General features: G+C 39.3%; 12 protein-coding genes. 3 read left to right on the top strand and 9 right to left on the bottom strand.

The annotated features are described in order from the left end of the window. Window positions 1-590: 590 nt before the first annotated feature. Window positions 591-1,454, bottom strand: a complete 864-nt coding sequence (locus ACFSFY_RS07235; protein ID WP_381536680.1) for a nucleotidyltransferase-like protein — start codon at window positions 1,452-1,454, stop codon at window positions 591-593. A gap of 129 nt (window positions 1,455-1,583) precedes the next feature. Here ACFSFY_RS07235 and ACFSFY_RS07230 point away from each other — a divergent pair, with 129 nt between their 5' ends. After that, the gene (locus ACFSFY_RS07230) at window positions 1,584-1,967 is read left to right on the top strand and encodes a YgzB family protein (RefSeq protein ID WP_381536677.1); all 384 of its coding nucleotides are present in this window, start codon (window positions 1,584-1,586) and stop codon (window positions 1,965-1,967) included. A gap of 51 nt (window positions 1,968-2,018) precedes the next feature. On the opposite strand, the gene perR is transcribed toward ACFSFY_RS07230, so the two are convergent. The 3 genes from perR to bcp all read right to left on the bottom strand — a co-directional run bounded on the left by perR (window position 2,019) and on the right by bcp (window position 4,017). After that, complete coding sequence (gene perR, locus ACFSFY_RS07225; protein WP_381536675.1) at window positions 2,019-2,462, bottom strand: peroxide-responsive transcriptional repressor PerR; 444 nt, start codon at window positions 2,460-2,462, stop codon at window positions 2,019-2,021. 121 nt (window positions 2,463-2,583) lie between these two features. Next, window positions 2,584-3,528, bottom strand: a complete 945-nt coding sequence (locus tag ACFSFY_RS07220; protein WP_381536673.1) for a D-2-hydroxyacid dehydrogenase — start codon at window positions 3,526-3,528, stop codon at window positions 2,584-2,586. A 15-nt stretch (window positions 3,529-3,543) separates the two neighbouring features. Beyond that, window positions 3,544-4,017, bottom strand: coding sequence for a thioredoxin-dependent thiol peroxidase (gene bcp / locus ACFSFY_RS07215; protein WP_381536671.1), 474 nt, complete (start codon window positions 4,015-4,017; stop codon window positions 3,544-3,546). A 130-nt stretch (window positions 4,018-4,147) separates the two neighbouring features. On the opposite strand from bcp, the gene ACFSFY_RS07210 reads away from it, so the two are divergent. Both ACFSFY_RS07210 and ACFSFY_RS07205 read left to right on the top strand, forming a co-directional pair. Continuing rightward, window positions 4,148-5,452: a glutamate-1-semialdehyde 2,1-aminomutase gene (locus tag ACFSFY_RS07210; protein WP_381536669.1), complete on the top strand. Its 1,305-nt coding sequence runs from the start codon at window positions 4,148-4,150 to the stop codon at window positions 5,450-5,452. Between the two features lie 64 nt (window positions 5,453-5,516). After that, window positions 5,517-6,599: an FUSC family protein gene (locus ACFSFY_RS07205; protein WP_381536667.1), complete on the top strand. Its 1,083-nt coding sequence runs from the start codon at window positions 5,517-5,519 to the stop codon at window positions 6,597-6,599. Window positions 6,600-6,651: 52 nt separating this feature from the next. Here ACFSFY_RS07205 and nikC read toward each other — a convergent pair whose 3' ends face one another. From nikC to ACFSFY_RS07180, 5 genes are all read right to left on the bottom strand, one after another. Next, on the bottom strand, window positions 6,652-7,548 hold the full coding sequence (gene nikC / locus ACFSFY_RS07200) for a nickel transporter permease (RefSeq protein WP_381536665.1): 897 nt from the start codon (window positions 7,546-7,548) through the stop codon (window positions 6,652-6,654). 18 nt (window positions 7,549-7,566) lie between these two features. After that, window positions 7,567-8,571: an ABC transporter permease gene (locus tag ACFSFY_RS07195; protein ID WP_381536663.1), complete on the bottom strand. Its 1,005-nt coding sequence runs from the start codon at window positions 8,569-8,571 to the stop codon at window positions 7,567-7,569. A gap of 104 nt (window positions 8,572-8,675) precedes the next feature. Continuing rightward, a complete protein-coding gene (locus ACFSFY_RS07190; RefSeq protein ID WP_381536661.1) occupies window positions 8,676-10,349 on the bottom strand; it encodes an ABC transporter substrate-binding protein in 1,674 nt (557 codons plus the stop codon). Then, on the bottom strand, window positions 10,346-11,356 hold the full coding sequence (locus ACFSFY_RS07185; protein WP_381536659.1) for an ABC transporter ATP-binding protein: 1,011 nt from the start codon (window positions 11,354-11,356) through the stop codon (window positions 10,346-10,348). The genes ACFSFY_RS07190 and ACFSFY_RS07185 overlap by 4 nt, the downstream gene beginning before the upstream one ends. Continuing rightward, the coding region (locus ACFSFY_RS07180; RefSeq protein WP_381536658.1) for an ABC transporter ATP-binding protein at window positions 11,331-12,278 on the bottom strand (948 nt) is incomplete at its 5' end. The genes ACFSFY_RS07180 and ACFSFY_RS07185, both read right to left, overlap by 26 nt.

The following is a 12,278-nucleotide window of genomic DNA, read 5'->3' as shown; positions in this document are numbered from 1 at the left end:
GCCAGGATCAAACTCTCCATAATACTGGCTAGTCGATACGCAGCACATCACGTTGTCGATTTCGATTGATCAGTCGGTCACGTACCCAAAAGTACGTTCCCTCACTCTCTCACTCATCTCCTAGTGCTGCACTACGTCTCGACCGCCAGCGAATTACAGAAACTTGAATAGCTCTAGTTTCTATGCTGGCATTAATGAAGAATGCGAACATTCTTCAATGATGTCATGTCGAAGGATTGAATTTCAATCCTTCTGGTTGTTTCTGTTCTTCTGACGGAAATCAGCTTACTTAGAAACGTTTATACTCTCTACACCGAAGTGTATCGAGTTTAAAAATTCTATCGACGTTTTGCTGTTCAGTTTTCAAGGTTCATTTTAAAAGTTTCTTTTGTCGTTGCCGTAACAGCAACTTTCTTAATATATCACAATCGTTTTACAGAGTCAAGCTTGTTTCAATTATCTTTTTCTCAACTGTTTGTCTAAACTGTTTCCCACAATCGCTCTCTCAAGCGACAAACAATAGAATACCACATCTGAATCATTAAAGTCAACACATTTTAACAGGACGGCGTAAAGTCGCCCTGTTAAGCCTATATCCTTAAACTTTTCTTATATTCCCTATGAAAAATCAAGTCGTTTTTCGATTCATTCGGCACAACTTCAATGAAACCTTTTTCAACCAAGAACTCTATAAACACTTCTAAATCAACTGAGTAAATCTTTAACTCTTCATCTTCATGAAGCTCTTGAATTTCCCATTGCTCTTGTTTAGCCATGACATCCATAATATGTTCCGCTCCATCAGCAGTTCTGTTATAGATGAAAAATTCACTAGCTAAAAATAACAACCCTAGCCTCTTCTCCATTGGTTCTTCACTCATAACAAGTTCTTCATATAATTTATAAATCGCTGGATCTATTTTCTTCACTTGTGACCAGACAGTAATTTCTGGGTAAAGTCCTTTTTCAATGACTGCGATTCGAGCGAGATGATGCAACAACTTAACTACGTGATTATAGGCATCTAAAAAGTTTCCTTGTTCAAAAAAGTTTTTTCCTTCCATATATGCGCGTACAAGTTTAGAAAATTCCAATCCAACTTTAATCTTCCGGCCTGTAAAAGGAAATTCAATTTTAAGTTTTTCGATAAACTCATTTCGATCAAAATAGACTTTTCCATTAAAAAGCCAGTCCACAACCTTTCGCTTCGTGCCTAGTAAAATCCATTTTCTTAATTGCTTTTCACTAATAGTATGCATTGCAGCTTTACCTGAACTGCCCATGTAGTGTTTTGTGAACACTGGAACTTTATCATCTTCTGTGATTATTAGAAGAATCGCGTCAAATGTATCGGTGATTGGATCACCCTTCACTCTTTTTTCTACTAGAATAACCCCGAGCGTTTCGGGGAAGCTTGCTCGTTCTTGATAAATCGGTCTTAACACTTGTTCCATTTGAACACCTCCCTAAGTGAACTACTTTCGACAACTATTGCAATGAATCCTTTAATCAAGTATCAATTAATAACGCGTAAAAGAAATTATATGATATAGTGATTGTTGATACATAAGGAGGAACACTTCATGAAACCCTATAAAAATAAGATCAACCGCATTCGCTCGTTTGCACTGTCATTAATATTTATCGGTGTTGTAATTATGTATATCGGTATCTTTTTTAGAAAGCATGAAATCGTTATGCTGATATTCATGTTTCTCGGTGTACTCGCTATTATCGCAAGCACAGTCGTGTATGCATGGATTGGGTCATTATCAACCCGCGCGGCTCAAATTACTTGTCCCAACTGCGGGAAACAAACAAAAATGCTTGGCCGGGTTGATATGTGCGGACATTGCCGTGAACCTTTAACGCTAGATCCAACGCTTGAAGGTAAAGAATTTGACGTTGCATACAACAGACCACAAAAACAAAAAGATAATAAGGAAACTGAAATAGATTCAAAGTAAACATAAAAAACATCCAACACCTCTTCTATAGAAGATTTGTTGGATGTTTTTTTAATTCATAACTACTTCTTTTTTTGCGCACGCCGGACAAGTTCCATAGACTTCCATCCGATGCGAATTCACTTTAAACCCGGTTACATGAGAAGCTAAGTGCTCAATTTCCTCTAATCCTGGATGATGAAAGTCAACGATAATACCACAATCATTACAAATAATATGGTAATGATCGTGAGTGACAAAATCAAACCTACTTGAAGAGTCGCCGTATGTGAGTTCTTTAACAAGCTCCGCACTACGGAAAACTCTTAAGTTATTATAAATGGTCGCAACACTCATATTAGGAAAGTTGCTTGCAAGTGATTTATATATTTCATCAGCTGTTGGATGTGTTTTAGTGGAAATAAGATACTCTAAAATGGCATGTCTTTGTGGAGTAATTCGAACTCCTTTACTCTTCAACGTGTCCAGCGCGTCTTTCAATATCACTACAGACATCGCTATGCACCCCTATCCATATTGATTACTACTTTATAATCGTTATCATTAGTGTACTTAAAACAGAGTACTTCTGTCAACTAAAGCGAAGTCTACTATGTTTAGCTCATTATAATAAACTTTAGTAACCATCGAACAGATTAATTAGATTTTCAAGGTTTACGTTACTTTCAATCCACAACTCTAGATTTTTTTCGAATATAATTAAGGCTCTTTCTACATACTTACTAGAAAGACCTGAAACATGCGGGGATATTACACAATTTTCAAGAGTCCATAATTCGTTTTCCAGCGGTAGCGGCTCAACTTCAAATACATCGAGCACAGCCTGTCCGATCTCATTATTTTTCAAAGCATTAATAAGAAATGTTTCATTAAAAAGATCTCCACGACCAAAGTTCATAAATACCGCAGTTTCCTTCATGGCAGAAAAATGTTCACGGGTCAACAACCCCCTTGTTTCGGGTGTACTTGGTAAAACAGATATAACGTAATCTGCTTTTGGCAGTTCAAGCATTAAATCTCGGAATACAATTGTTTTATCCATAGACTCACTAATACGTCCAGAACGGTTACATCCAATTGTTTTCACACCAAACGCTTGGAGTAGTCTACCAATCTCGGAACCAATTGAACCCGGACCAAGAATAAGGGCTGTAGATCCCATTAGTTCAGTAGAATCATCAGGTCTACTCCACTCTTTACTCTCTTTGCTGCTGTAAATTGAAGGAAGTGAACGCCGCAATGCAAGAATATGCGCAAGTACAGATTCAGCCATCGGTGTTTTGTGAATGCCACGCACATTGGTTAAGGTAATATTTCTCTCAGCTATTTCTAGAAGAGGCATTTTCTCGACCCCCGCTGACGCAGTCATAATCCACTTAAGCTTCTTCGCACGCTCAAGCAGTGAAGAATCGACTTCCGAACTATAAGTAACAAGTATTTCGACGGATTCAACATCTGTCGTATCGCCTTTTTTATTATATTGAAAAGTTACGTCTCGGAACTTATTCTCAAGTCTCATCTTCTGATCATTCGTTATTTCAAATGTGAATAACACCTTCATAGCAACACTTCCTTTTTACGAATTCGATACTTCTTCTAATGCAGCAAGTGCATCTTCGATATGGCCTTTCACTTTTACTTTTCTCCATTCCTTCACAACAATCCCAGATGGATCAATTAAAAATGTAGAACGCTCAATGCCCATAAATTCTTTACCGAACATTTTTTTCAACTTCCAAACGTCGTACTTCTCCGAAACCACTTGCTCTTCATCAACCAATAACGAGAATGGTAAACCTTGTTTTTCAATGAACTTCACATGCGAAGCTTCATTATCTGGACTTACCCCTAAAATAACTGCATTCAACTTACTGAAATCTTCATGGGAATCTCGAAAGTCACATGCTTGTGTAGTACAACCTGGTGTTGCGTCTTTTGGATAAAAATAAAGAATTACGTATTTTTCTCCTGCGTAGTCCTTTAAGGAAACCAATTCCCCTTTTTCATTCGGTAGTACAAAGTCCGGTGCTTTCATTCCTTCGAGTGTCATAATTAGTCATTCCTCCATTAAGTTCTTTTCTTAATCCTAACGGAGAAATGCATCTCTTTCAATTTCTTTGGCGTAATCAGCTATAATTGTTTAGAATAGAGATTGTAGGAATCGATCGGAGGAATTTAGTTTGAAAAGAATTAATTCAGAAGCAATCTATAATGAAGCGTGTGAACATATCGTAGGTGGTGTCAACAGTCCATCGCGGGGATATCATGCAGTTGGGGGAGGTTCTCCAACAGTAATGGAACGTGCTGAAGGCGCATATTTTTGGGATGTCGATGGCAATAAATACATTGACTATCTAGCAGCATACGGACCAATAATTACAGGTCATGCACATCCACATATTACAGAAGCAATTGTAAAGGCTGCAGAATCAGGATTACTTTATGGAACACCAACTAGACATGAAGTAAAATTCGCGAAAATGTTGAAAGAAGCAATGCCAGGAATGGATAAAGTTCGTTTCGTCAATTCAGGAACCGAGGCAGTCATGACGACGATTCGTGTTTCAAGAGCCTTTACGGGTAGAACGAAAATCATGAAGTTTGCGGGTTGTTACCACGGACACTCCGATTTAGTACTTGTCGCAGCCGGTTCAGGTCCTGCAACGTTAGGTACACCGGATTCGGCAGGAGTTCCCGAGTCGATAGCGAAAGAAGTTATTACTATTCCTTTCAATAACCCAGCGGCTTATATAGAAGCAATGGAAAAATGGGGAGAAGAAATTGCATGTGTTCTCGTGGAACCGATTGTCGGTAATTTCGGTATTGTGGAACCAAACGAAGGCTTCTTAAAAATTGTACACGATGTTGCTGCCGAAAAAGGTGCGTTAATTGTGTATGATGAAGTTATTACGGCATTCCGATTCCATTACGGTGGAGCACAAGATATGCTTGGCCTTACTCCAGATCTCACCGCAATGGGTAAAATTATTGGTGGCGGTTTACCAATCGGTGCATATGGTGGTAGGAAAGAAATTATGGAACAAGTAGCCCCACTTGGACCGGCTTATCAAGCTGGAACAATGGCCGGTAATCCCGCTTCAATGCTTGCAGGAATTGCATGTCTTGAAGTTCTTCAAGAACCAGGCGTTTACGAAGAAATGGATAGATTGGGTGCTCTTTTAGAAGATGGCATCTTACAATCTGCAAAGGAACACGGAATTGTCCTGACGACTAACCGACTGGGCGGCGCATTAACTTTGTTCTTTACCGATGTAAAAGTTCAAAACTATGATGAAGCAGAAGCAACTGATGGAAAAGTCTTCGCGAAGTTCTTCAAGCTTATGCTGAATAACGGAATAAACCTTGCTCCTTCTAAATATGAAGCATGGTTCCTTACTACCGCACATACTGAAAAAGATATAAAAGAAACCCTTGTTGCTGTCAATAAGTCTTTTAAAGAGTTGTCTACCAACATTAGTAGTTGACCATTTTTAATAGATAAGATACAGTAGCGAAAAAACAGTTCATATATTAGAAAGGACTAATCGCATGAAACTTGGTGCACGTATCGTTAAAACAGGCGTTGCGATTGTGCTGGCTTTGTTCATAGCGGAACTACTCGAGCTTCCGAATCCGGTGTTCGCAGGAATTGCAGCTATCTTTGCAATTCAACCGTCTATTTATCGTTCCTATATAACCATTATTGAACAAATTCAAGGGAATGTGATCGGGGCTATTATCGCCGTCTTATTTGTGCTTATTTTTGGGCACCAGCTCGTTGTTGTTGGACTTGCGGCCGTCATCATTATTTTAATTATGATTAAATTTGGACTTGAAAAGTCTATATCGATGGCTTTGGTTATGATGATAGCCATAATGGAAATTAGAGGCGATGAATTTTTATCTTTTGCATTACTTCGTTTTATTACAATTGTATTGGGTGTTTTATCAGCCTTTCTAGTAAATTTACTCTTTATGCCTCCTAAATACGAAACAAAGCTTTTTAATTTAATCCATAATGCTCAAGATGAAATTATTAGGTGGACGCGACTTGCAGGAAGGCAAGCTTCGGAACATATCGCCACAAAAAAATCACTATCTAAATTAAAAGAACGCCTAACAAATATTGATCAAGTTTTTTCACTATTTAAAGAGGAACGAAGCTACTTTAAAAAGTCTTCAAGGGCTAAAGGAAGAAAACTTGTAATATATAGACAAATGATCACCACATCTAGAAGTAGTTATGAAGTCTTAAAAAGACTTCATAAATATGAAAATGAACTTACAGATTTACCAGAACATTTCCGAATGATGATACAAGAACGTCTCGATGCACTTCTCACATATCATGAGCAACTTCATCTAAAATTCGTTGGAAAACTAAAAGCCGAAAACATGGGGTTTGGTTCCAATGAAGAATATATAAGCAGATATGATGTTATGGAGATTTTTGCAAAAGAGATCGCAATCACTAAAGAGGATGAGGAGTTTTCAACCTATCATCTCCTCCATATATTATCTTCTATTCTCAATTACGAAGAACAACTAGAACATCTTGATATGCTCATCGTATCCATTCAAAGACACCATGAGAAAGAAGTAGACACCGAACTAAAAGAAGAAATATATTAAATCATTTTAATAAAAAGTGCTTTCCCAATCAAGTTGATTGGGAAAGCACTTTTCAATTCTTCATTCGTGGATCTAGGGCATCTCGTAACCCATCACCCATTAAGTTAAATCCAAGTACTGTGAACATAATTGCTAGTCCGGGAAATACCATTGTCCATGGTGCAGTCTGCAGGTAGTTTTTTGAATCGGCTAACATTTTACCCCATTCCGGTTCCGGAGCCGTTGCACCTAATCCAAGGAAACCGAGCGCCGCCGCTTCCAAGATGGCAGTTCCGACCGCTAAAGTACCTTGAACAATAACCGGCGCCATTGAGTTTGGCAGTATATGTGAAAAGAGAATTCGTGCATCTTTCATTCCAATACCTTTTGCTGCTGTTATATATTCATCTTCCTTAATGCTTAACACTTTAGATCTTATCAATCTACCAAAATTCGGCACGTTGATGATGGCTATCGCGATAAGTGCATTTTGTAATGAAGGCCCGAGCACTGATACTACGGCAATTGCAAGTAAGATTGATGGAAACGCCAACATGATATCGAAAACACGTGAAATAATCATATCTATCCAACGCCCATAATAACCTGCAATTATACCAAGTGTACTTCCAACAACCGCTGAACCGATAACCGAAAAGAAACCAACCCAAAGAGAAATTCGGGCCCCGTGAATAATTCTAGACAAGATGTCTCTACCAAAGTCATCGGTTCCTAACCAGTAATCAGATGAAGGAGGGAGGAGACGATCAGACAATACTTGATCATTAATACCTTCTGAAGCAATGAAAGGTCCGACTAAAGCTAGTAAAATAAAGAATAGAACTATAACAGCCCCAACAACGGCTATTTTACTCTTCTTGAACCCATTCCATGCTTCACGCCAAGGTCCTGACGCCTTTTCGATCGGATTAGCCAGTTCATCTTGGTTTTTAACTACTAGCTCAGACATAAATGTATCCCCCCCTCCTTAATCATATTTAATTCTTGGATCTATTAAGCTATACAACAAGTCCACAACTAAATTAATCATTACAAAGAAAAATGCAATTACAAGAATTCCCGATTGAATAACTGGATAATCGCGTGCACCGATTGCATCATATATATATCTTCCTACTCCTGGCCATGCAAAAATAGTTTCTGTTAAAATCGCACCACCTAGGAGCATTCCGGTTTGTAGACCGATAATCGTCAAAACTGGAATAATTGCATTTTTCAATGAGTGTTTATAGACCACCCAAAACATCTTCTGGCCTTTTGCCCGTGCTGTACGAACATAATCAGCTCTCATTACTTCAAGCATGCTTGAGCGCGTCATTCTTGCAATAATTGCCATAGGTATTGTCGCTAAAGCGACACCCGGTAAAATCAAATGTCGAAACACTTGCCAAAGTTGATCGTATCGACCGTTAAGTATTGTATCTACAACATATAAATTCGTGACGGCTTCGACAGGATCCCTGACCTGTACCCGACCCGTCGTCGGTAACCAGGATAGCTCCAAGGCGAACACCCACTGCCCCATTAGACCAAGCCAAAAAATCGGCATAGATACACCAATCAACGCTAAAACCATCGCAGAATAATCAAACCATGAATTTTGAAACCAAGCAGAAATAATTCCCGCATTAATTCCTATAACAACTGCAATAATCATCGCGAATAACGCTAGTTCAAATGTTGCCGCTAAATACGGCCATAATTCATCTGCAACAGGATTTCGCGTCTTCATGGACTCGCCTAGATCACCTTTAAATATATTTCCAAGATAATTAAAATATTGAATATACCACGGCTTATCAAGCCCAAGCTTTGCCGTCAAAGCAGCGACCGCCTCTGCTGTGGCTTGTTGACCGAGCATGATTTGTGCTGGATTGCCTGGAATTGCTCGGGTAATCATAAAAACGATAAATGACATCCCAAGCAGGACAGGAATGAGCTGCAGTAACCTTTTCCCTATATAACTGAGCACAATCTTCACCTCTCCAAATTTTCTATCAAACTTGTATGTAGAATTTCAAAAAAATAAAAGGGAGAAAGCTCGCAGACTTCTCCCTTTCAAATTAACCCTTGAAATTAATCCTTGAAATCTACTGTAGATAACCAGTCTGACCCAGTTGGATGCGGAAGGAATCCAGTTAGGTTTGCAGCTCCACCAAGAAGTGGAGTTGAGTGGGCAAGTGGAACCCATGGAGCATCTTCATGAATAATTTCCTGTGCTTCTTTATAGAGCTCATTTCGCTTATCTTCGTCAACTTCAGACTGAGCTGCAATAAAGATGTCATGTAGCTCATCATTTGAATAATACGTGTAGTTGTTGCTACCAATATTATCTTTGTCTAAAAGAACATACATAAAGTTATCCGCGTCGCCATTGTCTCCAGTCCAACCGAGCATAAATGCATCAGCTTCTCCATTGCTCGCTTTCTCTAGGTACGTTCCCCATTCAAATTGAACGATTGTAGCCTTGATACCTATATCCGCAAGGTTTTTCTGTATTACTTCAGCAACTTTTCCACCGTCCGGCATATAAGGACGTGGTACAGGCATTGCCCATAAATCCATTTCGAATCCATCCGCTAAACCTACTGATGCTAGTAGTTCTTTAGCTTTTTCAGGGTCATACGGATATTCTACGATATCATCGTTATATCCTGAAATGGATGGTGGCATAGGATTTTTTGCACTTTCTGCACGCCCTTCGAAAAATGCATCAATAATCGATTGCTTGTCTATTGCGTAGTTCATCGCTTGACGCACTTCTTTTTTATCAAAAGGAGGGCGCGTAACAGTCAATCCAAGATAACCAACGTTCATAGACGGCCGTACAAATAATTGTAAATCATCATTTTTCTCGATTAAAACACCATCTGATGGATTAATGCCATCCGCTAAGTCAATATCTCCTGCCATCAATTCATTTAAACGAGCGGAGTTATCTGGAATGGATTTAAAAATAACTTTTGCAAGTTTCGGTAATCCTTCTTGCCAATAGTCGTCAAAACGCTCAATTGTAATCGTTTCGTTCGGCTTCCATTCAACAAACATGAAAGGGCCTGTACCAACTGGATTACTTTCAATCTTATCTCCATACTCTTCAAGAGCTGCAGGACTCGCAATTGAAAACATGTTCATTGCTAAGTTTTTCAAGAAAGGCGCTTGTTGTCTAGAGAGTTTGAAAATCACTGTGAAATCACCATCCGCTGTAACGGATTCAATCACGTGACCTTCTTCACCTTTAAATCCTCCGAACATAGAGTTGTAATACGGAAATGTATCAGAATCTCCATTCGCCCAACGCTCAAAGTTCGTCACAACTGCATCTGCATTGAAATCAGTACCATCATGGAATTTTACTCCTTCACGAAGTTTAAACGTATACGTTAAACCATCTTCGGAAGGTTCCCATGACTTTGCAAGACCTGGTTGAGTAGTAGTATCTTGTTCGCCAAACTCTACTAAGGTTTCATAAAGATTTTTAGTAACTTTAAATGATTCACCTTCAGTTACCCTTGATGGATCAAGGGACACCGAATCCGCGCCACGCCCAAAGACCAACGTATGATTGCCGCCTTCTTCCACTACATCTCCTTCTTTGTCCTCTTTATCTGTATCCGTTTCTGTGACCTTGTCGTCCTCTTTTTCACCGTCATCTCCAGTATCGTTGTCACCACTTGAACATGCCGCAAGCACTGTTGAAAGTACCAAGAGTAGAAGTAAAGATAATAACCAAAACTTATTTCTCTTCATAAAGACCCCTCCATCTTTTTTATATCATTGTTGCTTATTTCACCATATAGATGACAAGCAACAGAATGACCTTCTTCCATTTCTTGCAATTGTGGTATTGCTACTGTGCATATGTCCATCATGTGTGAACACCGTGTATGAAAAGTACAACCTGTTGGTGGATCCGCGGGATTGGGAATATCTCCTTCAAGGAGAATCTCTTTCTTTTCAAAGTCTGGATCAGGTACAGGGACTGCTGACAATAAGGCTTGTGTATATGGATGTAACGGATTGGTATACAAATCTTCGCTATAGGAAACTTCCACTATTTTACCTAAATACATAACTGCTACACGATCACTTATATGACGAACGACACCTAGATCGTGGGCGATAAAAATATAAGTTAAATCGAATTCCTTCTGCAAGTCTTGCATGAGATTAAGAACCTGCGCTTGGATAGAAACATCTAGAGCAGAAACAGGTTCGTCAGCTATAATCAGTTTCGGATTCGTCATAAGTGCCCGAGCAATTCCAATACGTTGTCTTTGTCCTCCACTAAACTGATGGGGGTACCTTCTTGCATGGAAAGTACTCAGTCCAACAATTTCAAGGAACTCATGAACTTTCTTCCTACGCTCTTTAGCACTTTTTACACCATGAACTAATAAAGGTTCTCCCAATATCTTTTCAATTGTATGCCGAGGATTCAGCGATGCATAAGGATCTTGAAACACCATTTGAATATCACTTCGAGTTTTTCTCATATCGCCTACTGACAGTGAAGTTAGATCTTTACCGTCAAATTCAACTTTTCCCTCGGTCGGCTCAAGTAATCGCATCAGCATTCTTCCTGTAGTTGATTTTCCACAACCGGATTCTCCAACAATTCCAAGTGTTTCTCCTTTATTTACATAAAAAGAGACATCATCCACCGCTTTAACTTGGCCCACTGTTCTACCTAGCAATCCTTTTTTAATAGGGAAATATTTCTTTAGTCCTTCAACTCTTAACAAGGGCTTCGTCACGAGTCTCCACTCCTTCTTCGTCATACAGGAAACAGCGCGTAGTATGAGCATTTGACGTTTCGTATAAAACAGGATTTTCTTGGTGACAACGATCAAATACAAATTCACACCGAGATGCAAATCTGCAGCCTTGTTTTACCGTTCCAGGTCTTGGTACATTCCCAGGTATAGAATACAGCCTGTCTTTCTTAAAGCGCATGTCCGGAACCGACTGAATCAGACCTTTTGTATATGGATGTTGAGGTTCTTTGAATATTTCCCGTGCTGGTGCCTCTTCGATTATCTGACCCGCATACATTACAATGACACGCTCGCACGTTTCTGCAACAACACCTAAATCATGAGTAATTAATATGACCGCGGTATTTAAACGTGTGTTTAAATCTCTCATTAATTTTAGAATTTGCGCTTGAATTGTCACGTCAAGCGCCGTTGTTGGTTCATCCGCAATAAGTACCTTCGGATTACATACAAGCGCCATCGCTATCATTACACGTTGTCTCATCCCACCAGATAACTGATGCGGATAGTCCCTCATAAGACCCGCTGCCCTAGGTAGACCTACTAATTGCAACATTTCAGTAGCCCTCGTTATCGCTTGTTTTTTGGACAGTTTACTCTCATGAATTTGTATCGCTTCAATCATTTGGTTTCCAATTGTGAATAAAGGGTTTAGAGATGTCATTGGTTCTTGAAAAATCATTGCTATTTCATTGCCCCGGATACGTCTCATTTGTCGTTCAGACATTTTCAATAAATCTCGTTCTCCAAACAAAATCTCTCCGCCTACTACTTTTCCTGGCGGACTTGGTACAAGACCCATTATAGATAACGATGTAACACTCTTCCCGCATCCAGATTCACCTACAATTCCAAGTACCTCTCCTTCTTTTACATGAAAGCTAATCTGGTCAACAGCAGG

The organism is Sporosarcina siberiensis (genome assembly GCF_042681925.1).
In the GTDB taxonomy this organism is placed as follows: Bacteria; Bacillota; Bacilli; order Bacillales_A; family Planococcaceae; genus Sporosarcina; species Sporosarcina siberiensis.
This window is presented reverse-complemented; position numbering and strand designations above follow the sequence as displayed.